Genomic DNA, 23,530 nt, shown 5'->3' with positions numbered 1-23,530 from the left:
GGTAGCGATCGCTACAGCAGCAACAAAGATTGACACGATTGGTTAGAAAGAGACCTTGGGCGATCGCCTTTTCCACAACCCCTTTTGTCATGACTCCTGCGCCTAAATTATTGACAGCCCAAGAGCTGGCTGTGCTCAACCAGCGATCGGATGCCAAGGGCTGGCAGCAATTCTTCGGGCATTTGGCCCTGCTGGCTGTAAGTGGTGGGCTCTGGCTAAGTGGCTGGGGCGGTTGGGCCGTTCGCCTACCGGCGTTGGTGACCTATGGCTTCGGACTAGCAGCGATGTTTGCGGCCGTGCATGAATGCGTGCATCGCACCGCCTTTGCCAGTAACCGAGCCAACGATACAGTCGCTTGGATTGCCGGGTTGCTGTCGTTCTACAACAGCAGCTTTTACCGTCGCTATCACAAGTGGCATCATCGCTTCACCCAAATTCCGGGCAAGGACCCCGAACTAGCGGATCCCAAACCCCAAACTTGGCCGCAGTATCTGTTGGAACTAAGTGGACTACCGTGGTGGCTGGGCAAAATCCGCACACACTTCAAAGTGGCAACGGGGCAGTTTGCCGACTATCCCTACATTCCGGCTGAAGCCCAGTCAGAAGTCCAGCGATCGCTGCTTTGGCAACTGGCGGTTTACGGTGCCTTGATTGCGCTTTCGCTTGGTCTGAAGCAGCCACTGTTTGTGACAGCCTGGTTACTGCCGCTGGCGGTGGGTCAGCCGATTCTGCGCGCTATTTTGCTGGCCGAGCATTCCGGTTGCAGCGAGGATGATAACCCGCTCACCAACACGCGCACCACCTTGACGTGGGCACCGCTGCGCTGGCTGATGTGGAATATGCCTTTCCACGCCGAACACCATTTCTGCGCTTCGATTCCTTTCCATGCGCTACCGTCTGCCCATGAGAAGCTGTCGTCCTACTGGGGGCATCTCGATCGCGGTTATCTCGCTGTGAACAAGGCGCTGATCTCGACCTTCGGGCAAGCATGACGGTCGGCACGTTTAGACTGCCGAACTTTGAGCTGGACTGCGGTGCTGTCCTTCCCGAGGCGAGCCTCGTTTACGCCACCTACGGAGAACTCAACCGCGATCGCAGCAATGCGATTCTCTACCCGACCTCCTACGGTGCTCAGCATTCGACGATCGACTGGCTGATTGGAGGCGATCGCATCCTCGATCCCGATCGCTGGTTCATCGTCATCGTCAATCAGTTCGGGAATGGGCTTTCCAGTTCTCCCAGCAACGATCCGGCTTGCGGACTGGCAGAGCAGGGGTTTTGGTTCAGTCATTGGGACAGTGTCTGTGCTCAACAGGCTCTCCTCAGCCAAGTACTGGGCATTGAGCAACTGGCGCTGATCCACGGCTGGTCGATGGGGGCACAGCAGGCTTATCACTGGGCGATCGCTTTCCCCGATCGCGTCCAGCGGATTGCAGCACTCTGTGGAACGGCAAAAACGACCGAGCATAACCGGTTGTTTCTGGAGAGCCTTCGCGCTGCGTTGATCGCTGATCCAACTTGGGATGGTCAACGGTTTCAAGCCACTCCCGATCGCGGTTACAAAGCCTTTGCGCGGATCTATGCCAGTTGGGCTGCGTCTCAGGCCTTTTATCGAGCGGGTATTTACCGGCAGCAGGGCTACAGTTCGCTAGAGGATTATTTGGAACGGGGTTGGGAAGCGAACTATCGTCAGCGCGATCCCCACGATCTACTGGCGATGATCGACACCTGGTTGCGCTGTGATGTCAGCGATCGCCCTGCTTTTGGGGGTGATTTAGCCAAGGCACTCGGCAGCATTACGGCTCAGACCTTGGTCATGCCCTCGACAACAGATCTCTACTTCACCCCAGAGGATTGTGAGGCCGAAGCGCAGTTGATTCCTAAGGCGCACTATTGCCCAATTCCCTCGATCTGGGGTCACCGCGCGGGCAACCCCAGCCAAAATCCGCAGGATGAAAGCTTCATTCGGCAGGCCGTTCAGGCTTTGCTCAACGCTGAAGCCTAGCGAATTCAGTCAGCAGATCAAGGAGTACCAAACAGGCGATCGCCAGCATCCCCCAGCCCCGGCACGATAAAGCCTTTGTCGTTCAGCTGCTCATCAATGATGGCGCTGTAAATCGTCAACGCCGGGTAGGCTTGACTGAGTTTTTGTAGCGCTGGCGGGGCAGCCACAATTGAAAGCACCCGCACTTGCTCAGCAGAGACACCGCGATCGCGCAGCAAATCAAGGGTATAGAGCAGCGAGCCACCTGTCGCCAGCATCGGGTCGAGAACCAGAACGCGACTGTTCACTTCAAGTTGCTCTGGCAGGTGATTGAGGTAGCAGCGCGGTTCAAGACTGACTTCATCCCGCTTGAGACCCACGTGAAAAATGCGGGCAGTCGGCAAAACCTGTTGGACAGACTCCACTAAACCCAGACCTGCGCGCAGAATCGGCACGATCGCCAAGGGTTGCGAAAAATCGACGAACTCCGCTGGGGTTTCTGCAAGAGGAGTTTGCACCGCCGCTGGAATCGTTGGTAGCCATTCCCGCACAGCCTCATAGGCGAGCCAGCGGCCCAGCTCTGCGATCGCGGTGCGAAACAGAGGCGTCGGCGTCTGGCGATCGCGGGCAATGCCCAGCCAGTGCCGAATTAAGGGATGGGGCGGCACGAAGATACGCAGTTGAGGAGCCATGCCAATCAGCAGAAGACAGCTCCTGATTTTAACGTTCAGACCCCAGGGGAAGCGGAACGGTGCAGGAAGGCAAGCGCTTCTGCTTCGGGCAGTGGTGGGCCATAGAAGAACCCTTGCACAGCATCACAACCAATCGCTTCTAAGAAGGCGGCTTGCTCGAGGCGTTCTACGCCTTCTGCGATCGTGCGAAGTTTCAAGACCTTGGCCATTGCAACAATCGCCTGCACGATCGCTTGATCGTCATGGTCGTGCGGCAGATCGCGAATAAAGCTGCGATCAATTTTGAGAGCATTGATGGGCAAACGCTTGAGGTAACCAAGGCTGGAATAACCCGTCCCAAAATCATCTAAAGCGACTTGAAATCCCATCGATCGGGCTTCCTGGAGCCATTGCACAAATCGTTCCGGCGATTCGATCAGGCTACTTTCTGTCAGCTCGATTTCCAATTGGTGCGGCGGAATCTGAAACTCTTGGAGGACATCAAACAGTTTCAAGAAAATATTTTGGCGGATGAATTGTCTGGCTGAAATATTGAAAGACAGGCTACCTGTAAACCCTTCGTGGTCAATCCAACGACGGAGCGTCAAACCCGCCGCTCGCATCACCCACAATCCAATTGCATCAATGAGGTCAGATTCTTCAGCAATCGGAATAAATTCACCCGGAGCCACTAAGCCGCGCTCGGGGTGATTCCAGCGGACTAAAGTTTCAAAACCCAAGAGCCGATGGGTAACCAAATCAACTTGAGGCTGGAAATAGAGCTCTAGAGAGTTATCAATCAAGGCTTGGCGTAAGTCTTTCTCAATGTCGATCCGACTGCGCAACTGTTCGCGCATCGCTTCTGAGAACGAACACCAAAGATTTTTGCCCTGTTGCTTGGCAGCACAGACTGCTAAATCAGCGGCCTGCAACAACTCACTGCCCGATTGACCATCGTGGGGGAAGGTCGCAACCCCAATACTCGCTGTCAGTTCAATCGGATTACCCATCACTTCGAAGGGCTTGGCCATCAGGGATTGAATCATGGCTGCCTTCACTCGGGCTTTGCTCTGAACGTCCAGATCAGTTAAGAGAATGACAAACTCATCACTACTGAGGCGGGCAACCGTTTCATGCTCTTGAATACATTGTTGCAATCGTCCAGCAGCAATTTGCAGAACGGCATCTCCTTCGCTGTGGCTAAAGCCATCGTTGATCGCTTTGAAATTATCGAGATCGATGAAGAGTACTGCGATCGGCGATCCACCGCCACGGGCACGGGCAGCGGCTTGATCGAGGCGATCTAAAAAGAGCAGGCGATTAGGCAGACCAGTGAGAGCATCGTGGGTTGCCTGTTGCAGTAGCATTTCTTCGAACGCTTTACTCTCGCTGACATCAGTTTGTGAGGCCACCATGTGGGTTAGGTGCCCTTTCTGATCTCGAACGGGCGCAAGAGAAATCTGATTCCAAAAAAGTGAGCCGTCCTTACGGTAACTGCGTAGCGTTACCTCACAGTACGTCCCTTCCTCCAAGGCTCGGCGCATCTCTTCGAGTTCAGCTTGCTGAGTTTCGAGCCCTTGGAGAAATCGAAAGTTGCGACCTATCACTTCAGCAGCACTAAAGCCTGTGATTTTTTCAAAGGCGGGATTGACATAAATAATTGGCATATCCGGTTGTTGAGCATCCGCAATAATGATGCTATTTCCGGTGGATTCAATAGCTCTTAGCCACAACCGCAATTGCTCATTGGCAGCCACGATCGCAGAGATATCCTGCATGGCACCAACTGCCCGAATCGCCCGGCCATTCTCATCCCGAACAATGTAGCCACGATCGAGGACATGGGCATAGGTGCCATCTTGCCGCAGAAAACGATATTGCTCACTCCATGTGCTGAAACCGTTAGCGATCGCACCGGACAAGCTGGCCATGATTCGCTCGCGTTGATCGGGATCGAGGCGATCGCGCCATTGCAAATCGACAGTCTGCACAAGCTTTTGAGTGATCTCTTTTTCTTCTCCCCCAAATAGGCGGCTGTAGTTAGCGCTATACCAGATCTCATTAGTGAGTAGATTGCGATCCCAAACCGCATCATTCGTCGCACGAGTGACAAGTTGAAAACGCTCCGCCATTTCTTCTAGCAGTTGACGGCTCATCACGCGATCGCTAATGTCACGAAAATAGAGCGATATTTCAGCTGTAGAACGATGGACATTTACCTCCCAACAGGTTGACAGTGGGTCAATCCAGAGTTCAAAGGTTCTTGTCGAAGACTGATGCTGCAGTGGTTGGAGCTCGGACTGAAGGGTGGCACCTAGCTCTACTGGAAATAAATCCCAAAAAACTCGACCAATGATCTGTTCAGACGTTTTCTTCAGTTGTTGGGCTGCTTGAGAGTTGAGCGCTCGGACAACAAAGTTTTGATCTAAAACAACAACACCATCACTGACAGCTGCGAGGGTCTGCTCTAGCTGATCTGAAAGCGCGTTACGGGCTTGCTCAGCTCGACGCCAACGGGTGACATTGCGGCGAATGCCCAACAGCCCCAGAATTTGCCCAAGCTCATTACGGAGCGGTACTTTACTAATCAGAAAATGCTGGCTCGGCCAATTTTCAGGGTTGATCGTCCACTCTTCATTAATGATTGGCAAACCGGAGGCGATCGTAGCCAAGTCATTAATATCTTCTTGTTTAATAACCTCCGGCATTACGAAGGGTTGTAAATCAAGACAGGCTCGATTTTGCAGCAGGATTTCGCCCCTATAGTCTTTGATGTAAATCGGGTCAGGAATCGCCTCCAAGATGCGACGGAGGACAGCCGGATGATCAAGCGATAAGGGCAAGGGTTCAAGGGAAGTGAGTGGTGCTTGATGCTTTGGTTCAAGGACCCCCCGCAGCGATCGCACGTTACCGGCCAGATCCCTGACGATGACGGCTCGCAACTCGACTAACTGACGATCTTGAGAATCACTCGCGAGGGCATAGGTTGCTTGAATGGGTCGCCCCGTCTGCATTCCCGTGTCGATCGCTTGCTCCAATCGCAAACGATCGCTAAGTTGAAAGTGCTCCAGCCACTGCTGCCAAGAGAAGAGGCACTGATCGGAGGGTTTCCCCAGTAGCCGGTTGACCAGCGGCGAAGTCTGAACCAGTTGGGATTGGACGTCGAGTTCCCAGTAACCCACTTGGGTCAGTTGCTGCCAGCTCTGGAGATCACCACAGTCCCTGGCGGCAATCAACCAAGCCCCTGGATCAGGGTAAGCGCAGCGCTGTAGCCCAACCGAACGCAGTTGCCCATTCGGAATCTTGAGATCGAGACTCAGGCGCAGCGCATCTGGGTTCTCAGCCCATTGCTTGAGCAGTTGCGAGCGCGGGGCGAGTTCCTGAAGATAGGCAGCATTTCCCCAAGCGGTAGCGGCGGCATTGCGATCGAGGATGCGCAGAGTTTGGGGTTCCACCAGCCATAAGGGCCAGGGATTGCCATCCAAAAGATGCAGCAGTTGCTGTAATCGTTGTTCCTGATTCGCGTGGCAGAGGGTTTGGAGAATCTGCCACTGACGGAGCAGGACGTAGAGAACTACTGCTGACAGAAAAAAGTAGAAAATTTCCTTAAGTGTTGACCACTGCCAAACACTAACCTCGGTACGAAGCCAAGTTTGCAGTAAGGAATCTGTAGAGAGGATCCAAAGCAGTCCTGCTGCGCCATAAAGAACTGCAATAATCAGAGCGCGCTGAGGGTGTTGCCAAAGAGAAAATCGTGGTCTTATCCAGCGCATTGCAGCTTGTCTGCGATTAGCGTTAGATCTTTAGGCTAGCGGAGAAACCGAATTTAAGCCGAATAAGTCTAGTGATTTTGAAAATTCATCGCACGATCAATTATTTGCAAGGGATGCAGAACAGGTAAATCTTTGCTTTGAGCTTGCAAATGATGCCGAATTTGAACGTAGCAGCCAATGTTGGCTGAGGCAATCATTTGCGCACCTGTTTCAGCCAGCGATCGCGCTTTTTGCTGACCGAGTTCTGCTGCGATCGCTGGTTGTAACAAGTTATAAATACCAGCACTGCCACAGCAAAGCTGCGCATCAACGGGTTCTCGCAGCTCAATACCCGGAATTTGTTGCAATAACTGTCGTGGTTGATTGCGAATTTTTTGCCCATGTAGCATGTGGCAAGCATCTTGGTAGACGACCACCAACGGTTGTTCTTGAAGGGGATGCAGGGGAGTCGTCAGCCCGACGGTCGCTAAAAACTCCTGTACATCTTGAACGCGATCGGCTAGTTGCTGAGCGCGATCGCACCACTCAGGATCGTCGGCCAGAATCGCACCGTAATGCTTGAGGGTATGACCACAACCGGATGCAGTCACTAAAATTGCATCGAGGTTTTCTGCTTCAAAACTACGGATCACCGCTCGTGCCAAGTCTTGCGCTTGTTGCATTTCACCCTGGTGGTGAGCAACAGCTCCGCAACAACCTTGCTGAGGTGGAATCACCACATCACAGCCGTTGGCTCTGAGAACACGGATCGCTGCAGCATTGACTTCTGGATTAAACAGTCGCTGCACGCAGCCCAAGAGTAAACCGACCCGATAGCGGCGATCGCCCAAGGCAGGCAAAAGAGTCGGCCAGTTGTCTTGAAAGCTGGCAGGGCTTAGGGGTGGCAAAAGCGCCGAAGCCGCTGCGAGTTGCGGAAACTTTTGCAACAGGGGTTGGCGATTCAACCAGTTCTGTAAGCCTGAACTTTGATAAAGCTGACCAAGGCGCAAAATTGGTCGCAGTCGCTCTGGGTAGGGCAAAAACGCAAATAAGAGCTTTCGCCAAATTGCCTCAGGCCAGGGTCGCCGATGCTCCTGCGCAATCCGCTGACGCATCTCCTCGATCAGTTGGTCGTACTGGACGCCCGATGGGCAAGCACTCGTACAGGCCAAGCAACCGAGGCAGGTATCAAAATGCTCGACAACGGTATCGCTCAGCTCAATTCGGCCCTGCTGGAGACTGTCCATCAGGTAAACACGACCGCGCGGTGAGTCCGTCTCACGCCCTAGAACGCGATAACTAGGGCAGTCCGAGAGGCAAAAGCCGCAGTGAACGCAGGCATCCGTGAGGCTGGGCGTTGCTGCTGGGATTGGGATTTCAGTTTCAGCCACGCTCACTCCTCCAGACCGGCCAGAAAACGTCCGGGGGCTAACCGGGACTGTGGATCAAATTGTCGTTTAATCGCCCGCATCACCGCTAGCCCCTGACCGGGGTAGCCCCAGATATCCAGCTGTTGCTTGAGGCTGACAGAGGCTGCCGGCACTGACAAAAAGCCTTCTGCTACTTCACAATGGCGCCGCAGCCGCAGCAGGGTTTCGACCGTTGGCTCCGCCTCGGGCCAGACTAGCCAGCCGGCTCCACTCGCTGCATGAACTCGCCCCAATGCTGTGGGGGCGATCGCCTCCAGTTCGGCGAGAAGGCACGGTAACTGGCTGGGTAGCAGGGCGAACTTGATCAAAGTGGCTGAGCGCGATCGCGGTTCAAACGACTGATTGAGTTGACCCCAAACCGGCTCAGCGACAGTCATGGCAGCCAAACCTAACCGCGTTGCCTGCAACTCAACTACCTGTTGCTGTTCCTGAACACTGGCGGCAACCGAGCCAAACCGCAGCAACACCGTCCATTGCGATCGCAGCTCTAGTTCTGCGGCAGCAGCGGGCGACAACAGATCAAAAGCGACAGGGGTGAGGTCACTGCGAACCAATTGCGATCGCAGCTGCAAAATCGCCTCGCGATCGCCCTGACAAGCAATCGTGCCCCAGGCATTAGGCAGGGGATAGGTGCGAAAGGTCAGCTTGCCAATCAATCCCAAGCTGCCCCAAGCACCATGGAGCAGCTTCATCATGTCGTAGCCAGCAACATTTTTGACGACACGGCCCCCACCCTTAGCCCACTGTCCGTCGTGGCGCAGGAAAGTGATGCCGATCAGAAAGTCGCGCAAACTGCCGTAGCGGTGCCGCAGGGAACCAGACATCCCAGTCGAGACAAGAGCCCCCAAGCTAGAGGACTCTCCTGCGATCGGGTCAAAGGGCAGCCATTGCCCCGTCTCAGCCAAGATGGTCTGCAACTGTCCCAGGGTCATCCCCGCTTCTACTGTCACCGTGAGGTCGGCAGCGGCATGTTCAATCAGGCGATCGCAGGCAGCCGTACTGATGACTGCATCAACAGGGTGTCCGAGTCCGCCCCAGTCAAGACGCGTACCACGCCCCGCCGGCAAGATACGCCAGCCTTCAGCAGCGGCCAGCTGCATGAGTTCCGCCAAAGCTTCGAGATCAGGCGGCCCCCACCAACCTGGATTCCCCAAACGCGCCAGTTCTTGACGACTGCGCTCCGCCAAAAAGTCGGGAACTGATGCGGCCTTCCAATCGGCCAAAGTGGCAGCCGCAGGCATGAAAAAGGTGCTCCAGACAAGACGCTTGAGCACCAACTTACCAGTTTGCTTTCGCGCGATCGCCTAATCGTCGAAATGCTTGACGATGGCTTCGGCAAATTCCGAGCACTTGAGTGGTTGATCAACCGCCGGTTCCATCAACCGAGCCAGATCGTAGGTGACCTCACGGTTAGCGATCGCTTGGCTGATGCCCTTGGTGATCAAGTCAGCAGCCTCTTGCCAGCCTAGGTACTCCAGCATCATCACGCCGGAGAGGATGACCGAGCCGGGGTTAATGCGATCGAGGCCAGCGTGCTTGGGCGCTGCGCCGTGGGTCGCTTCAAAGATCGCCGCTTCGTCGCCAATGTTGGCACCGGGGGCCATGCCCAGGCCACCGACCACCGCCGCCGCTGCATCAGAGATGTAGTCGCCATTGAGGTTCATCGTCGCCAGCACCGAGTATTCACCCGGGCGGGTTTGAATCTGCTGGAAGATGCTGTCAGCAATGCGATCGTCAACCAGCACCTTAGACTTCCACTGACCGTTGCCGTGGGTGGCGCCGATGCTGTCGAGCACAGCTTTCACTTCAGCCACCACTGCTGCCTGCTTTTCGGGCGTCATCGCGTCGTAGCCAGGTTCGATGAGCCGCGCATTGTCTTCCAAGCTGAGATCCGGCTTGCTTTCTTGGTTGGCAAGAATCCAGCTCTCCCGTTCAGTCACACAGTCGGTTCGGAACTCAGTCGTGGCCAGTTCATAGCCCCAGTCCCGGAAAGCACCTTCCGTGAACTTCATGATGTTGCCCTTGTGGACAAGGGTGACATGTCGCTTGCGGCCTTCGAGGCGTAGGGCATGCTCGATCGCACGACGAATCAGACGCTGGCTACCCGTTTTACTGATCGGCTTAATACCAATGCCGGAATCCAAACGGATTTGCTTTTTACCCAAGCTGGGGCTGTTGGGAATGAAGTCCTCGTTCAGCAGCTTGATCAGGCGATCGCCGGTGGGATCACCTTGCTTCCATTCGATGCCGAGGTAGATATCCTCGGTGTTTTCGCGGTAGACCACCACATCGAGTTGTTCGGGCGTGCGGTGGGGCGAGGGTGTGCCGGTGTAGTAGCGACAGGGGCGGACGCAGGCATAGAGATCGAAGATTTGCCGTAGCGCCACGTTCAGCGATCGAATGCCACCACCGATCGGCGTCGTCAGCGGGCCTTTGATTGCCACGCCGTACTCGCGGATCGCTGTCAGCGTATCTTCAGGCAGATATTGGTAGGTGCCGTAGAGGTCGCAGGCTTCATCACCCGCGTAGACTTTGAACCAAGTGATTTTGCGCTGACCGCCATAGGCTTTAGCGACAGCGGCATCGAGAACGCGCTCAGTTGCGGGCCAGATATCAACGCCAGCGCCGTCACCACGAATGAAGGGAATGATCGGGTTGTCGGGAACGATCGGCTTGCCGGCTTCAAAGCGAATTTTGCTGCCTTCGCTAGGGGGTTGAATCTTCTCGTACATCGACGGCTACCAGCCTCCGAAACATCCACGTCATTTCCAGCCTACGGGAGAGCGATCGCCTATCCTGTAGGCGCTGATGCCATTCCCCCGAAAGATTGCGCTAGTCTACCCAACAACCAACGCGCTTCTGCGCCCATTCGATAGGGTCTTCGGGAGTGAACGCAGCTGAACAAGCCACCAATCTACAGCTGGCCAGCAAGATAGCCACACTGGTCAACTTGTTTAAACAGCAGTTCCCTGATGCTCGGGCGGACCTCAAACCTTGGCGCAATGACCCAGAGACCGCGCAGTGGCTAGACCCTGATTCGATTGATATTGGCTTTCACCTACCGGGCTGGAGCCCTCGCTACCAAAGCCGCAGCATTTTGGTACAGGTTCGTTTATTGCCTACCGCAGAAGCAAGCGATCGCAGACTACTAGGGATTGATGCCGTTGGCCTGAGTCACGTTGGAGAACAATGGCGGCTGTCTACGATCGCAGATTGGCAAATTCGGGGCCCCAAACTGCCAGCTGAAGACGTGAGCGATCGCCTGAAACAGTTCTGCCGTCAGACTTTTGATCTATTCAACGCCGGTGACTCTCAACTCTCTGCCTAGTCTTAAGCAAATCTTAAATTAAGTGTCAACCCTTGCGGATTCCTTAAGAGGTGCGTACTATGCGCAAATCTTCAGTCATTAAGTTTCATTACACGGCACAATGAGCAACGCAGTTCTCGAACGTCCCGCTCCGGCTGCCTCCAGCACCCCGCTTGATCGCCTCAAGCTGTTGTATAGCACCGATCATCAAACTGAATTTTTGGTCTTGCAGGCTGAAGTCGAAACCCTACTCTGCCAAATCCAAAGCCTCAAAGGCCGCACTCCAGTCATGAATGAGAATCTGAATTAGGTCTTTCGGAGTTCTCTGAATTTCCAGTCAACAACAAAAAGCGCATCCAGTCTTGGTTTGGCTCGTTGGGCGAGCAATCCCTAGGGTGCGCTTTTTGCTTTTTCTGTTGAACTGTGAAATCGAACAAGATCTTGTTGCGTAACCAGACAGATAACCTGTCGTAATGTCGGAATTGAATCCGCTGAAATGGATATTCGACTTGATACAGGAAAGACGTCTTTCTGATGAAGATTGGAACATTCTGTCAAGCTACAAATCGGTGGTTATCCTCAACTGTCTGAAGTTTATTTAGAGGCAGACCCGATTCAATCGGAAGTTGCTCCCAAAACCTTAGAGGAGGACGAGCCGATGAGCAATCAAGTATCGTTCCAAATCCTGAGAGAAGGCAGTGTGAGACAGTGTTTGGTTACCTCTCAACTAACAGCTGATCCACTACGGAGTGGAATCTTTTCTGTTGTCTGAAGCCCAGTGGCTTCATCTATTACTGTAGTCGAGGATACGCGCGGGGATCACTTTCTTCACCATTTGTTTCATCCTGGGAAGTCATCACTCTCAGGCTGAGTCGTTGTTCCTGTTTCCAGTTGTTGTAAGGCTTGTTCTGCCGCCGCAGAAACTTGAGGATGGCTATCTTTAACGAGGTAGCGCAGCGCTGATAAGGCCTTGTCGCAGGGGAGCTTTCCCAGTGCCTCTGCCAAGCGCTGACGAACCAGCCAGTCTTCAGCAGCCACAAAGCGCAACAGCTGATCGACGGCATCGACAGCACCAATTTCACCGAGGGCCGCGATCGCAGCCTGGTGCAGCAGGACTTCCTCACTATCCAAGGCCTGAATCAGAGCGTCACGAGCTCGAGGATTTTGCAGATTACCGAGGGCTACCGCAGCACTAAAACGCACTAGCCAAGACGTGTCTTCATAGAACACGCGCAGTAGCGGTTCTAGGGCCTGATCATCTTGGAGATAGCCTAAAGCACCAGCCGCACTCGCCCGAATGCCGTAGTCGTCTTCGGTTTCTAAAACTTCCAGCAACAACGGTAGGCACTCGGCAGTCTGTTTGATCCCCAACGCAAACACGGCCATCGATCGCACTTGGATGCTTTCATCAGCTAATACTTTTTTGATCAAAGGGACAGCATCCTCAGCCTCAACGTCCCGCAGAGAAGCCAGCGCAATCAGGCGATCGCGAGATTGCTCACTCTCCAGTTGGCTCGCAAGCTGGGCAAGGTCAATCGCGTCCATCCGCTACTCCTTGGGATCACTCTCCCTATTGTTAAGGATTCTGAAAATCCCTGGGTCGACTGCTGGCAAGGGCAGATGCCTCAGACTTCAGTGGGACTCAAGCTTCAAGGCTCGATCTCTAGCCGACTCGCTGGCAATCGCGGCAACCGACAAAGCTGAAAAAAGCCCCGAGGGAGCAAACTTCCTCGAGGCGATCGTTTGGGGTGAGAGGACAGCTTAGGGGGCGTTAACGACCTTGGATTTGGTCGAAGACGCCGCCATCAGCAAAGAACTTCTTGTCAGCAGCAGCCCAGCCACCAAAGCTCTTGATGTTGTAGAGCTTGGTCAGAGGGGGGAAATTCTTGCGATATTTTTGAGCGACAGCGGCATTAGCCGGCCGGAAACCAACCTTAGCGAGCTCCTCTTGCGCCTCAGGGGTAAAGACAAAGCGAGTAAAGGCATCAGCGATCGCCTTAGTCTTTCGTTTGTTGGCGACCTTATCGACCACCGCGATCGGCGTTTCGATCGCAATGTTGACCTGCGGCGTGATGCAGGTTCCCACATCTTCGCCATTGAGGCGCGCCAGAATCACTTCATTCTCGTAGTTCAGGAGCACATCGCCCTGATTCTTCTTGTAGAAGATATCAGTGGATTCCCGAGCGTCCTTAGCCAAGACAGGGACGTTGTCATAGACTTTCTTCACAAAGTCAAAGGCTTGTTTATCGGTGCCCCCATTCTTAGCGACAGAACCGTAGAGCGCGAGGAAGTTCCAGCGAGCCCCACCAGAGGTTTTGGGGTTGGCTGTCACGATCCGAACCCCAGGTTTCGCTAAGTCAGCCCAGCCTTTGATCTTTTTGGGATTCCCTTTACGAGTACAAATAACTACCACCGAACTGGAGAGGTTGGAGTTATTAGGCAGTCGTCTTTGCCAGTTTTTGCCAATCAGCCCCGCTCGTTCTAGGCGAGCCGTGTCTGATTCCAGGGCCAAAGCCGCGATGTCAGCTTCCAAGCCATCGAGGATGGCCCGAGTTTGGGAGCCAGACCCACCGTAACTACCGCGAATGGTGACGTCTTGCCCTTTTTCTTTTTTCCACTTGGCCGTGAACTTGGGAATGATGCGATCGTAGGCAGCCTTGGTGACTGCATAGGACACAAGAACCAGCTCCTGCTTGGCTTGAGCAACTTGCTGAGGAGTAGCCCCTGCGGCACTGGTTTGGGCACTGCGCGCCCCAGCCGTAGTCGCAAAGCTACCTGCTGCAATTGCGGCGGCCAAACCACCTGCAAGCGATCGCTTGATACCGGGCCGAAGCGGGAGGAAGGAACGGAAGGCCATGAAAACACTCTAAGCCGATAGAGATTAAGTAATTAAGTCTAGGGTGGTGCCTGCAAGAGCAATGTCCCCGCCGAAACTTGACAAAAGAGCGATTGCTAGCTTCAGCCTCCGAGCGCCAAGTCATCCTGTTTGGCTAGGGGCATTCGGCCGCTGCCAGTGGGAATCGCCTAGATTAAGCAGTGATCGACAACAGCTCGACAGTGATTGACTGGAACGGGTTTTGCGATCGCCTCAGTCCTTGCCGAGACACCTCATGTCGTCGTCCCGTGAATCTGTTGACCTGATTGTGATTGGCAGTGGGCTGGGGGGGCTCTGTTGCGGAGCGTTGGCAGCCCGCTATGGATTAGAAGTACTTGTTCTAAAAGCCCACGATCGTCCCGGGGGCGCAGCCCATGGCTTCGAGCGACGCGGCTTTCACTTTGAATCAGGGCCTTCACTTTGGTCAGGACTAAGCCGCTGGCCCAGCACCAACCCGCTAGCGCAGGTGCTGCGGGCGATCGGCGAAGAGGTGCCAGTTTTGACCTATCGAGAGTGGGGCGTGTTACTCCCAGAAGGCACGTTTCAGATCGGGGTTGGTAACGCAGATTTCCTCAAAACAGTCACGGCCTTGCGAGGGCCTGCAGCTGCTCAAGAATGGCAGGACTTTATGACGTGGCTGGCTCCCTACAGTGCAGCGGCCAATGCTCTGCCTTTGTTGGCGCTCCGTCCGGGGCTGAGTTTGATCAACACCTTGGCTGGCAGTGCGGGTAAATTGCTGCCCCATTTGGGACGAATGGCCGCTTTGGGAGGTGCCTTTGGCCCGATCGCTCGCCGGCACCTCCGCGATCCCTTCCTGCTCAACTGGGTGGAGTTGCTGTGCTTTTTGATCAGTGGCCTGCCCGCCGATCAAACCAGTGCAGCGGCGATGGTAACGCTGTTCGGTGAGTGGTTTGAACCCGATGCCTGCTTGGAATATCCCGTTGGCGGCAGTGCAGCGATCGCCGAAGCTCTTGTGCGTGGCCTCAGAAAACACGGTGGCAATTTGCAAGTGCGTAGCCGCGTCACAGAAATTTTGGTGGAGGGCGATCGCGCCCGGGGCGTGCGCTGTGCTGATGACCAGGTGATTCATGCCCGGCGAGCCGTGGTCAGCAACGCCAGCATTTGGGACACCCTAAATCTGCTACCGGAGAAGAGTCTACCGACTCGTTGGCGGCAGCAGCGGCAACAAACTCCGGCTTGCCACGGATTTTTGCATCTCCATTTGGGGCTTCGCGGCGATGACCTTCAGCATCTGCCTCTACACCATGTTTGGGTAGGGGATTGGCAGCGAGGCATCACAGCCGATCGCAACATGGTGGTGCTCTCCATGCCGTCGCTCTTGCAACCTGACCTTGCGCCCACAGGCCATCAAGTCCTGCACGGATATACCCCAGCCAATGAGCCCTGGGCATTGTGGAAGGATTTGGAGCCGGGTAGTGCTGCCTATGAAGCGCAAAAACGCGATCGCTGCCAGATCTTTTGGGATGTACTGGAACAGTTGATTCCAGATGTCCGCGATCGCGCCGTCATTTCCCTGGAAGGGACACCCCGCACTCAGGCTCACTATCTCAACACGTTTCAAGGCAGCTATGGGCCCGCGATCGGGGCCGACCAAGGCCTATTCCCCGGTTGTCAAACCCCCATCCCCAATTTGTTGCTCTGCGGCGCCAGCGTTTTTCCGGGTATTGGAGTGCCGCCAGTAGCCACCAGCGGCGCGCTAGCCGCTCATGCTTTGGTGGCTGCTAGCCAGCAGAAAAAACTGCTCAAAGAGATTGGGGTTCTTTAGGTCAATCTCACTCGAGAACTGGCAAGCGAGCGGTCAAGGATTGATTTAGCGATCGGGCCTTGAGTAGTAGCGTTGCTCCAGCCAGATTCTGACTTCGCGTTCTGACCCTAAGCTCAGACGCTGCCCAGATTTAGGATCATCAACAACAAAGTAGAGATTGCCGGCGCGATCGTATTTTCGAGATACTTTAGGCTCGGACGTTGTCAAGATGCTCGCAAAACAGAAGTCTAGAGATTGCCTGATTCTGGTTGAAATTTCGCTCAAAGCAGAATGATGCAAGCGAGCGATCACAATCCAAAAATCACTAGAATTTAGGACTTTTAAGCCCTGATTGAGGACTGAGTATTCTTTCATACTCCCATCTCCTTAAACCTGCGATCGCTCTACTCAAAATCCAGAATTTCTGACAGAGATTGTGAATTTACGATTGCTGCGATCACGCTTTTTTCAATTCTGATCAAGCAACTGGCCACAAACCAGAGACAGTTCGAGTAAATTGCAAGGAGTACAGTTAGACCGTTCACAACTGTTATGGCGATCAGAAGCCCTAACTGTGCTGCTCTTATCGTTTGGGCGAGCGGCCATGGAAGCCAAAATGATTGATTCAGCCCCGAGCCAAACGCTCTATGAAGCCGTTGCCGATCGCATTCATCGCTTGATTCTTGAAGGAACGCTCCAGCCGGGCGATCGCTTGCCCTCCGTTCGCAAGCTCCATCGCCAGTGGTCCATCAGTATCTCAACGGTGCTGGAAGCCTATCGCCTTTTGGAAGATCGGGGCTTAATCCAGGCACGACCTCAGTCGGGCTATTTCGTCAAATCTGCCCTGCATTCACTGCCCGAAGAGCCTAGTTTTAGCCCTCCTACAGCGGTGAATCACCCAGTTGAGATTTCTCTTGCTTTTCGCGTTAGCAACGCCGTCTGTGATTCCCAAACAGTCGGTCTGGGGTCTGCGATCGCCGGGACTGAACTGCTCCCCATTGCAACGCTTAACCGCTTGATGGGACAAGTTCTGCGTACCCAACCGGCAGCAGCCCATTGCTACGGTTCACCCCAAGGGTGTGAGGAATTACGTCATGAAGTGGCTAGGCGGCTATTGGATGCAGGATGTTCGGCCACACCGGATCAGATTGTGATCACAAACGGCACCACAGAAGCCCTCTATCTTTCCCTCAAAGCCATTACTAAGCCGGGTGACACTGTTGCGATTGAATCTCCTACCTACCACCTTTTACTTGAGACTCTTTCAGCCTTACATCTCAAAGCCCTAGAGCTACCAACCCATCCCCAAGAGGGCATTTCACTCGAGCATCTCGAAGAAGCGTTGAAAACTCGAAAAGTTGTCGCCTGTGTCTTAATTACCAACTTTAGTAACCCCTTGGGAAGCTGTATGAGTGACAGCAAGAAGAAGCAAATTATTGATCTTCTTAATCATTGCGATATTCCCCTAATTGAAGATGACATCTACGGCGAACTTCACTTTGAGGGTAGTCGTCCGAAAGCAATTAAAGCCCTAGATCAAGATGGACGGGTTCTCTACTGCGCTTCTGTAAGTAAAACACTCTCACCTGGATTAAGAGTGGGCTGGGTGGTTGCTGGCAGATATCAGCTCAAGGTTGAGCAGCTAAAAATGACAATGAATTACATGTCCGCGATCGCACCGCAACTCACGACTGCCGCTTTCCTGGCGAATGGTGGCTACGATCGCCATCTGCGCCGACTCCGGCAGGCTCATCACTCGCAAATGCAAAGTATGACCCAAGCCATCTGTGATTATTTTCCAGCCATCACTAAGGTCTCGCGGCCCAAGGGTGGTTATGTCCTCTGGATTGAAATGCCGCCACACGTCGATACCCTACAGCTCTACGAAGTAGCTCGCCAGCGACAAATCATCATTGCGCCCGGCGTGATGTTTTCTCCGTCCGGCAACTATCGCCATTGTTTTCGGCTCAACTTTGGCCTGCCGTTTACTGAAGCCATTCATCAGGCGCTTCAAACGCTTGGGCAGCTCTTGCATGCTCAGATCCAATCGTCTTGAGAACTACCATCGACAAATCGCTAACCCTGCGATCGCGATCGGTTCACTGAATCATGACAAGGGTGGCTTACTCGATCGGGGACGGGTCCAAAGGGGTCGCAGAAAGGAAATGATCAGGCAGGCAACTCCCAGATTGATCAAGACATCCGCGATATTGAAAACCGGAAAGAGAATCAACCGGAAGTCGAGAAAATCAACGACGGAGCCATCGTAGAAGCGATCGAGACCATTGCCAAACGCCCCCGCAAAAATGAAGCCATAGCCCAATTGTTCGCTGCGGGTCATACGCGGGCCAAACCAAGCCCAGATTGCTAAGCCAAAGCAGACCAGAAAGGACAGCCAGCGCAACCAGCTACTACCGCCACTAAATAGACTGAAAGCAGCACCAGAATTGCGCACATAGGTGAAGTGGAAGACTTGAGGCCAAATCGGCCAGCTTTGATAGAGCTGAAACTCAGTTACCACCCAGATCTTGCTGAGGCGATCGCAGATCAAGCCGCCCAGTGCTGGAATCCAAAAGGCGGGATAGCGAAAGCGCATCATCCAAGTCAGGGGTACAGAGCAACCTTTCTAGTAGAGCAGAAGCCGTCGCAACAGAAAGGCGATCAGGGTGACACCACAGACAAGCGCCAACTGTCCCGAGAGGGGCCAAATGTTGTACTGCCAGAGCAAACCTGGCAAAGCTGTGGCCCCGCCATGTAAGCCACCGCCTAAGGTCAGTAGCCCCAGATAGATAGCCCCAAAAAACTGGACCGTCGCCAGACCCAGCAGGCAACCTAAGCTGAGATGCTCCAGCGTGACAGGTTGCCGAAACGCCCAACGGCCGCAGAGCCAAGCGGCTGGTAAGAAACCAATCAAAAAGCCAAAGCCCGGCTCTTGCCAATAGCCGAGCCCGCCACCTTGGCTAAAAACGGGATAGCGGCTCAAGCCGAGGGCCAGATAAGCAACCTGGGCTAGAAAACTAGCTTCGGCGCCGCCCATGCAGCTCGTGAGCAGCATTGCTGCCACTTGGGCTGAGCTGGTTAACGAATAGGTCAACCACCGTAGACTCCCTTCTTGCCAGCTCGGCACCAAAATTGCCGGTTCAATAAAAGTTCCTGCGATCGTCAGGAGCAATCCAATTCCGGCCCAGAGCAATCCCGTTAGCGACAAGTTTTTCCCCTGCGAGGGTCAGCCTCCACCTCGCAAAGCAGCATAACGCGGCGATCGCTTCCCGTCTGCGCTCGGTTCCCCATTCCCCGATCGCCAAGCCATTTCCGACCCCATTGGGTACGCTAGCAGCGCTGAGACCCGTTGCAACGGTGATGATTGCTCTGCTCTTCCAACAAGTCCTCTTCGACCTGATTCGAGGCACGATCGCGGCCGCTGCGATCGCTCTGGTGGGGGGCGGTCTGATTGGCGCGATCGCTGGAGCCATCAATCGACGCTGGCGGCGCAGTCTTCTGGGCAGCGTTCTGGGTAGTTTTTGGGGCGTGTTGCTGCTGACCCTGCTCCCGATCGGCGTCATTCCAGGCCTGATTGGTGGCGGTCCCTACGCCGGCGTTTACGTTCTGGTGTTTGCAGTGATCCTCTTGCCGCTGGGCCTCGTGGTTGGTGCCACCCTGGGGATCTTGGCGTTCCTGCAGTGCAGTCCTCCGCAAATTCGACGCTGGCTGCGCTGGGTTGTGGTCGTCGGCTACAGCATCTTGGCGATCGCCCTGACGATCAGTTGGGCACGCTACTGCAGCCGAAACTCCTGCGAGAGTCTCAGTGCTGCTGGCCTCCGCCTTGGGCAACCCGAATGGATGGCTCCCACTGCGATCGCAGTTTCCCTTTCCTAGCTGGCATGACAACACTGCTCAAAGCCCGCCGGGGCCGCCACAAAGTCTTTATCGGTATGGCCCCCGGTGTGGGCAAAACCTATCGGATGTTGCAGGAGGGGCAGCAGCTGCACAGTGAAGGACTGGACGTAGTCATTGGTCTTCTGGAAACCCACGGACGACAGGAAACCCGCCAGCAAGCCCAAGGACTGGAGCTAGTCGCCCCGCGTCAGCTCGACTACAACGGGGTTGTCCTCAGTGAAGTGGATATCGAAGCCATCCTGCAGCGACAGCCTCAGCTAGTACTGATCGATGAGCTGGCCCACACCAATGCCCCAGGTTCAGAGCACGAGAAGCGCTATCAGGATGTAGAACTGTTGCTGGCGGCGGGTCTAGATGTCTATTCCACCGTCAACATCCAGCATTTGGAAAGCCTGAATGATTTGGTGGCGCGGATCACCGGCGTGATCGTACGCGAACGAATTCCCGATCGCCTGCTGGAGGAAGCGGACGAAGTCGTGGTGGTCGATGTCACACCTGAAACCCTAGAAGAACGGCTGCGGGAAGGGCGGATCTATGCCCTCGATAAGGTGCCGCAAGCACTCACAAATTTCTTCCGGCGGCACCATCTCGTTGCCCTGCGAGAACTAGCGCTGCGATCGGTCGCCGACAGCATTGAAGAGCAAGCCGCTGGCACTCGTACCGGTGCCATTAGTGTACGAGAGCGTGTCTTGGTCTGTCTCTCCACCCATCCGCAATCGATCCGTCTCCTCCGACGGGCTGCCCGCCTGAGTGGCGCAATGGATGCCCGGCTCTACGTCCTGTTTGTGGCAGACCCGCAACGGTTTTTGACCAAGGCCGAAGTCCTGCAGCTAGAAACCTGCGATCGCCTCTGCGGGATGTTTGAGGGCGCTTTTTTGCGGGTAGAAAGCACCGATGTAGTGGGAGCGATCGTCAAGGTTGCGACGGAACAGCGCGTCACACAGGTGGTGATTGGCGAAAGTCCGACCAGCCGACGGCTATGGTGGTGGCAGCGACCCCTGACCGATCGCCTGCTGCAACGGCTGCGGGGTCAAGGCATTGACCTGCATATCATCAGTTTTCCGGGCGATCACCCAGACTCGGAACTTGATGACTAGGCCAGAATCCGACAGCATCAAGGACAGATGAATTCTGCTCAGGGATGATGGCAAAAACAGCTTCGACCATGCTGGCCTTAGGCACTGCGGCGCCTGATTTTGCTCTGCCGGATGTGGTATCGGGCCGAACTGTTCAGTTAGCAGATTTCAGCGATCGCGCCGGCCTCTTGGTGATGTTCATCTGCCAGCACTGTCCGTTTGTCAAACACGTCGAGGAAGAACTGGCTGCGATTGGACGGGATTACCTCGACTTGGGCATTGTGGCGATCAGCCCCAACAGCTTGGAAACCCATCCCCAAGATGGCCCGGAGCAGCTCAAAGCCCAGGCTGAGCGACTCGGCTTTACCTTCCCCTACTGTCTGGACGAAACCCAAGCGATCGCCAAAGCCTACACCGCCGCTTGCACCCCCGATTTCTTCCTGTTCGATCGCGATCGCCGCTTGGTCTATCGGGGTCAACTCGATGACAGTCGCCCCAGTAGCGATCGCCCAGTGACGGGGGCCGACCTGCGAGCCGCGATTACGGCAGTCCTCACAGGAGACGCTCCCAGCGCTGACCAAAAACCTAGCATTGGCTGCAACATCAAGTGGCATCCGGGCCAAGAGCCGGATTACTACGGCGCTCAACTGGTCTAATCCTCAGCCAAGCGCCTGCTAAGACAGCCTAGTCAGCAGCCTGAGTTATCGGCGATTCCAGCGATCGTAGAGTTCGAATGGTTGCTCAATCCAAGGATTATCAGTCAGGACTTGGGCAGCAAAATCTGGCTGAAACGAACTACTAGGTTTCTGCCACAGGACAGCCGTTCGCAGCTCCGTCACGTCTTGGGTTTGTTGCAACCAAGCGATCGCCTGCTGCAGGGTTTCGCCAGAATCCACCAGGTCATCAACCAGCAGTAGCGGACTCAAGAGGCGATCGCTGGTCATGGCGATGTTGGCACCAATCTGGACAGCCCCACGATCGCGTCCCGCCTCACCGCCATAGGACTGCACGGCCATCACGGCCAGCGGCACTTGCAGAATGCGCGAGAGTGCATCGCCGAGATAGAGCCCACCTCGTGCGATCGCTAACACTTGCTGCGGCCTCCAGCCTGATTGGTCAATCGCGATCGCAACTTTCTCGATCAGGGCTTGATAGGCCAGCCAATTGACCTGTAAAACAGCCGTCATGCCGTCGGCAACCCAGCATTCGGCTGAAATTGCTGGCGATACCAGTCGATCACCGTCGTCAATTGCAACTGTTCCAGCGAGACTGCCGCCAATTCGGCTGCTTGCATCAAAGGTTGCTTTGCGGAGAGCAACAGTCTTGTCCAAAAGTCGAGAAACGACTGATCGACGGTCAAACCTTGTTGCTTTAGGGCCTCAGCAAGTTGGGGAGACTGTTGCAGCCAAGTTTGAAGCTGAGGGGCTTCGATCGCGGCGATCGCCAATTGCTGATCAGCAGCCAAGGCTTGCAGGAGACGCAGGGAATAGGCCGCCAGTCGCAAAGAGAAGCGATCGCGAGCGGGGAGCAAGGTCGCTTCGATCGCAGACACTTCCTCAAGGCTGAGCAAGTTGGCAAAAGGATCAGCAGTCATGGTTGGGGTTGAATCAAGTAGCCACAGCGATGCTCACCATCGATTAACCAGTGGGTGCGCTCCACATGGCAGTCGGGCAGGGTTTCGGCAAACAGGGCTAGCTCGTGGTCACAAACGCGGGGAAAAGACTCAGCGACACTGGCGATCGCGCAGTTATATTCCGTGATCACAAAAGCGGGCGGGCTACGATCGGGTGCTGGATGGACTTCGGCCATAAATCCTTCGGCTTGGCGCAAGGCTGCCAACTGCTGCAAGCGATCGGCCAGACTGCCTTGCCCCAACTGACGGCGGTAGGTTTCAGCCTTGCGGCGCCATTGGTGAGCCAAGACCGCTTCAAATTCTTGGGGCGGCAGCATTTCGGAGAGACTGTCCAGCAAATCCACCGCAAAGCGATCGTGGCTACTGGGAAACTGGGATCGCCCTTGGCGACTCAGCCGGAAGTGATATTGGGGTCGCCCTAGGCCAGCGACCACCGCTTCCTGCTCAATCAAGCCTTCCGTGGCCAAATCCTTGAGATGCCGACGCACTGCTTGGAGACTGATCGCTAGGGCTTCGGCGATCGCAGCAGATGTAGCCTGCCCCTGCTCTAGCAAGAGACTGAGAATCGCTTCTTTCGTTGTAGGGCTGTGAGCGGGGGGCATTCGCTTTCTACAATGCAAGAGGGAATCTGGTTGGACTTGGCAGCGATCGCAGCAGACGCACTTTGACCCAAGACTTTGACAACATTGATGTTGTTCAAATAACCTAAGGTAGTTAAGCAACGTCTGTGTTGTTCAACCCAGATTATACCGACTTCGTCATTCCCCTCTTCTTCCCATGACCCAGACGACCAGCCCAGCTTCAGCCTCCGACAAAAGCTTGGAGACAATGCGGAAGTTTGCTGAAACCTACGCCAAGCGGAGCGGCACCTACTTTTGTGTCGATCCGGGGGTAACGGCAGTGGTGCTGGAAGGCCTTGCCAAGCACAAGGAAGACTTGGGCGCCGCCCTCTGTCCTTGTCGCCACTACGAAGACAAACAAGCGGAAGTGGAAGTAGCGTTTTGGAACTGTCCCTGCGTGCCCATGCGGGAGCGCAAGGAATGCCACTGCATGCTGTTCTTGACGCCAGATAACGAATTTGCCGGGCCGAATCAAGAGATCAGCCTTGAGCAAATCCGTGCCACGACCCAGCCTGCTTAG

The 23,530-nt window shown here is 54.9% G+C and carries 23 protein-coding genes; 10 read left to right on the top strand and 13 right to left on the bottom strand.

Going from position 1 to position 23,530, the window contains the following annotated elements; all coding sequences use genetic code 11:
• Positions 1-89 precede the first annotated feature (89 nt).
• Together SYC_RS12545 and SYC_RS12540 are read left to right on the top strand one after the other, a co-directional pair.
• A complete protein-coding gene (locus tag SYC_RS12545) occupies positions 90-992 on the top strand; it encodes a fatty acid desaturase family protein (protein ID WP_011378153.1) in 903 nt (300 codons plus the stop codon).
• Positions 989-2,005, top strand: a complete 1,017-nt coding sequence (locus SYC_RS12540; RefSeq protein WP_011244687.1) for an alpha/beta fold hydrolase — start codon at positions 989-991, stop codon at positions 2,003-2,005. Before SYC_RS12545 ends, SYC_RS12540 begins: the two co-directional genes overlap by 4 nt.
• A gap of 17 nt (positions 2,006-2,022) precedes the next feature.
• Here SYC_RS12540 and upp read toward each other — a convergent pair whose 3' ends face one another.
• From upp to SYC_RS12515, 5 genes are all read right to left on the bottom strand, one after another.
• On the bottom strand, positions 2,023-2,676 hold the full coding sequence (gene upp / locus SYC_RS12535; protein ID WP_011244686.1) for a uracil phosphoribosyltransferase: 654 nt from the start codon (positions 2,674-2,676) through the stop codon (positions 2,023-2,025).
• A gap of 35 nt (positions 2,677-2,711) precedes the next feature.
• Entirely contained in the window at positions 2,712-6,428 is a 3,717-nt protein-coding gene (locus SYC_RS12530) for a GGDEF and EAL domain-containing protein (RefSeq protein ID WP_011244685.1), read from the bottom strand.
• A 68-nt stretch (positions 6,429-6,496) separates the two neighbouring features.
• Positions 6,497-7,804, bottom strand: coding sequence for a (Fe-S)-binding protein (locus SYC_RS12525; protein WP_011244684.1), 1,308 nt, complete (start codon positions 7,802-7,804; stop codon positions 6,497-6,499).
• Positions 7,801-9,078 carry an FAD-binding oxidoreductase gene (locus SYC_RS12520; RefSeq protein ID WP_041677054.1) on the bottom strand — a complete coding sequence of 426 codons (1,278 nt, stop codon included), beginning with the start codon at positions 9,076-9,078 and terminating at the stop codon, positions 7,801-7,803. Before SYC_RS12520 ends, SYC_RS12525 begins: the two co-directional genes overlap by 4 nt.
• A 63-nt stretch (positions 9,079-9,141) precedes the next feature.
• Complete coding sequence (locus SYC_RS12515; protein ID WP_011244682.1) at positions 9,142-10,569, bottom strand: NADP-dependent isocitrate dehydrogenase; 1,428 nt, start codon at positions 10,567-10,569, stop codon at positions 9,142-9,144.
• Between the two features lie 155 nt (positions 10,570-10,724).
• On the opposite strand from SYC_RS12515, the gene SYC_RS12510 reads away from it, so the two are divergent.
• Both SYC_RS12510 and SYC_RS12505 read left to right on the top strand, forming a co-directional pair.
• Positions 10,725-11,165 carry a hypothetical protein gene (locus SYC_RS12510; RefSeq protein ID WP_011244681.1) on the top strand — a complete coding sequence of 147 codons (441 nt, stop codon included), beginning with the start codon at positions 10,725-10,727 and terminating at the stop codon, positions 11,163-11,165.
• A gap of 100 nt (positions 11,166-11,265) precedes the next feature.
• Positions 11,266-11,454: a hypothetical protein gene (locus SYC_RS12505; RefSeq protein WP_039755663.1), complete on the top strand. Its 189-nt coding sequence runs from the start codon at positions 11,266-11,268 to the stop codon at positions 11,452-11,454.
• Between the two features lie 530 nt (positions 11,455-11,984).
• On the opposite strand, the gene SYC_RS12500 is transcribed toward SYC_RS12505, so the two are convergent.
• Together SYC_RS12500 and SYC_RS12495 are read right to left on the bottom strand one after the other, a co-directional pair.
• Entirely contained in the window at positions 11,985-12,689 is a 705-nt protein-coding gene (locus tag SYC_RS12500; protein ID WP_011244680.1) for a HEAT repeat domain-containing protein, read from the bottom strand.
• 226 nt (positions 12,690-12,915) lie between these two features.
• Positions 12,916-14,001, bottom strand: a complete 1,086-nt coding sequence (locus tag SYC_RS12495) for a sulfate ABC transporter substrate-binding protein (RefSeq protein WP_011244679.1) — start codon at positions 13,999-14,001, stop codon at positions 12,916-12,918.
• Between the two features lie 253 nt (positions 14,002-14,254).
• Between SYC_RS12495 and SYC_RS12490 the strand changes: the two genes are divergently transcribed.
• Entirely contained in the window at positions 14,255-15,805 is a 1,551-nt protein-coding gene (locus tag SYC_RS12490; protein WP_011244678.1) for a phytoene desaturase family protein, read from the top strand.
• Between the two features lie 45 nt (positions 15,806-15,850).
• Here the strand turns inward: SYC_RS12490 and SYC_RS12485 are convergent, their stop codons facing one another.
• Positions 15,851-16,159, bottom strand: coding sequence for a hypothetical protein (locus tag SYC_RS12485; protein WP_011244677.1), 309 nt, complete (start codon positions 16,157-16,159; stop codon positions 15,851-15,853).
• A 199-nt stretch (positions 16,160-16,358) separates the two neighbouring features.
• Here SYC_RS12485 and SYC_RS12480 point away from each other — a divergent pair, with 199 nt between their 5' ends.
• Positions 16,359-17,840 (top strand): PLP-dependent aminotransferase family protein, encoded by a 1,482-nt coding sequence (locus SYC_RS12480; protein ID WP_231621285.1) that lies wholly within the window; start codon positions 16,359-16,361, stop codon positions 17,838-17,840.
• Positions 17,841-17,891: 51 nt separating this feature from the next.
• Here SYC_RS12480 and lspA read toward each other — a convergent pair whose 3' ends face one another.
• Positions 17,892-18,383, bottom strand: coding sequence for a signal peptidase II (gene lspA / locus SYC_RS12475; RefSeq protein WP_011244675.1), 492 nt, complete (start codon positions 18,381-18,383; stop codon positions 17,892-17,894).
• A gap of 27 nt (positions 18,384-18,410) precedes the next feature.
• Positions 18,411-18,992, bottom strand: coding sequence for a biotin transporter BioY (locus SYC_RS12470; RefSeq protein WP_011244674.1), 582 nt, complete (start codon positions 18,990-18,992; stop codon positions 18,411-18,413).
• Between the two features lie 152 nt (positions 18,993-19,144).
• On the opposite strand from SYC_RS12470, the gene SYC_RS12465 reads away from it, so the two are divergent.
• From SYC_RS12465 to SYC_RS12455, 3 genes are read left to right on the top strand one after another with little or no spacing between them, the layout of a single operon-like run.
• Entirely contained in the window at positions 19,145-19,660 is a 516-nt protein-coding gene (locus tag SYC_RS12465; RefSeq protein WP_011378161.1) for a hypothetical protein, read from the top strand.
• A gap of 5 nt (positions 19,661-19,665) precedes the next feature.
• Positions 19,666-20,778, top strand: coding sequence for a sensor histidine kinase (locus tag SYC_RS12460; protein ID WP_011378162.1), 1,113 nt, complete (start codon positions 19,666-19,668; stop codon positions 20,776-20,778).
• Positions 20,779-20,825: 47 nt separating this feature from the next.
• On the top strand, positions 20,826-21,413 hold the full coding sequence (locus SYC_RS12455; RefSeq protein WP_011244671.1) for a thioredoxin family protein: 588 nt from the start codon (positions 20,826-20,828) through the stop codon (positions 21,411-21,413).
• 45 nt (positions 21,414-21,458) lie between these two features.
• Here SYC_RS12455 and SYC_RS12450 read toward each other — a convergent pair whose 3' ends face one another.
• Genes SYC_RS12450 through sufR form a run of 3 tightly spaced genes read right to left on the bottom strand, consistent with a single transcriptional unit; the run spans position 21,459 to position 22,992 of the window.
• Complete coding sequence (locus tag SYC_RS12450; RefSeq protein WP_011244670.1) at positions 21,459-21,944, bottom strand: phosphoribosyltransferase; 486 nt, start codon at positions 21,942-21,944, stop codon at positions 21,459-21,461.
• Complete coding sequence (locus SYC_RS12445) at positions 21,941-22,351, bottom strand: hypothetical protein (RefSeq protein ID WP_011244669.1); 411 nt, start codon at positions 22,349-22,351, stop codon at positions 21,941-21,943. Before SYC_RS12445 ends, SYC_RS12450 begins: the two co-directional genes overlap by 4 nt.
• Positions 22,348-22,992 (bottom strand): iron-sulfur cluster biosynthesis transcriptional regulator SufR, encoded by a 645-nt coding sequence (gene sufR, locus SYC_RS12440; RefSeq protein ID WP_011244668.1) that lies wholly within the window; start codon positions 22,990-22,992, stop codon positions 22,348-22,350. Before sufR ends, SYC_RS12445 begins: the two co-directional genes overlap by 4 nt.
• A gap of 175 nt (positions 22,993-23,167) precedes the next feature.
• Between sufR and SYC_RS12435 the strand changes: the two genes are divergently transcribed.
• Positions 23,168-23,530, top strand: a complete 363-nt coding sequence (locus tag SYC_RS12435) for a ferredoxin-thioredoxin reductase catalytic domain-containing protein (RefSeq protein WP_011244667.1) — start codon at positions 23,168-23,170, stop codon at positions 23,528-23,530.

Origin of the sequence: Synechococcus elongatus PCC 6301, from assembly GCF_000010065.1 — a bacterium.
GTDB classification, from domain to species: domain Bacteria; phylum Cyanobacteriota; class Cyanobacteriia; order Synechococcales; family Synechococcaceae; genus Synechococcus; species Synechococcus elongatus.
This window is presented reverse-complemented; position numbering and strand designations above follow the sequence as displayed.

Coding starts and splice junctions, on each gene's coding strand:
- SYC_RS12520 (WP_041677054.1), bottom strand. CDS start 9,078: ATGCCTGCGGCTGCCACTTTGGCCGATTGGAAGGCCGCATCAGTTCCC.
- SYC_RS12465 (WP_011378161.1), top strand. CDS start 19,145: ATGATTGCTCTGCTCTTCCAACAAGTCCTCTTCGACCTGATTCGAGGC.
- upp (WP_011244686.1), bottom strand. CDS start 2,676: ATGGCTCCTCAACTGCGTATCTTCGTGCCGCCCCATCCCTTAATTCGG.
- SYC_RS12500 (WP_011244680.1), bottom strand. CDS start 12,689: ATGGACGCGATTGACCTTGCCCAGCTTGCGAGCCAACTGGAGAGTGAG.
- SYC_RS12545 (WP_011378153.1), top strand. CDS start 90: ATGACTCCTGCGCCTAAATTATTGACAGCCCAAGAGCTGGCTGTGCTC.
- SYC_RS12450 (WP_011244670.1), bottom strand. CDS start 21,944: ATGACGGCTGTTTTACAGGTCAATTGGCTGGCCTATCAAGCCCTGATC.
- SYC_RS12530 (WP_011244685.1), bottom strand. CDS start 6,428: ATGCGCTGGATAAGACCACGATTTTCTCTTTGGCAACACCCTCAGCGC.
- SYC_RS12490 (WP_011244678.1), top strand. CDS start 14,255: ATGTCGTCGTCCCGTGAATCTGTTGACCTGATTGTGATTGGCAGTGGG.
- SYC_RS12445 (WP_011244669.1), bottom strand. CDS start 22,351: ATGACTGCTGATCCTTTTGCCAACTTGCTCAGCCTTGAGGAAGTGTCT.
- sufR (WP_011244668.1), bottom strand. CDS start 22,992: ATGCCCCCCGCTCACAGCCCTACAACGAAAGAAGCGATTCTCAGTCTC.
- SYC_RS12455 (WP_011244671.1), top strand. CDS start 20,826: ATGGCAAAAACAGCTTCGACCATGCTGGCCTTAGGCACTGCGGCGCCT.
- SYC_RS12505 (WP_039755663.1), top strand. CDS start 11,266: ATGAGCAACGCAGTTCTCGAACGTCCCGCTCCGGCTGCCTCCAGCACC.
- SYC_RS12540 (WP_011244687.1), top strand. CDS start 989: ATGACGGTCGGCACGTTTAGACTGCCGAACTTTGAGCTGGACTGCGGT.
- SYC_RS12495 (WP_011244679.1), bottom strand. CDS start 14,001: ATGGCCTTCCGTTCCTTCCTCCCGCTTCGGCCCGGTATCAAGCGATCG.
- SYC_RS12485 (WP_011244677.1), bottom strand. CDS start 16,159: ATGAAAGAATACTCAGTCCTCAATCAGGGCTTAAAAGTCCTAAATTCT.
- lspA (WP_011244675.1), bottom strand. CDS start 18,383: ATGATGCGCTTTCGCTATCCCGCCTTTTGGATTCCAGCACTGGGCGGC.
- SYC_RS12515 (WP_011244682.1), bottom strand. CDS start 10,569: ATGTACGAGAAGATTCAACCCCCTAGCGAAGGCAGCAAAATTCGCTTT.
- SYC_RS12460 (WP_011378162.1), top strand. CDS start 19,666: ATGACAACACTGCTCAAAGCCCGCCGGGGCCGCCACAAAGTCTTTATC.
- SYC_RS12435 (WP_011244667.1), top strand. CDS start 23,168: ATGACCCAGACGACCAGCCCAGCTTCAGCCTCCGACAAAAGCTTGGAG.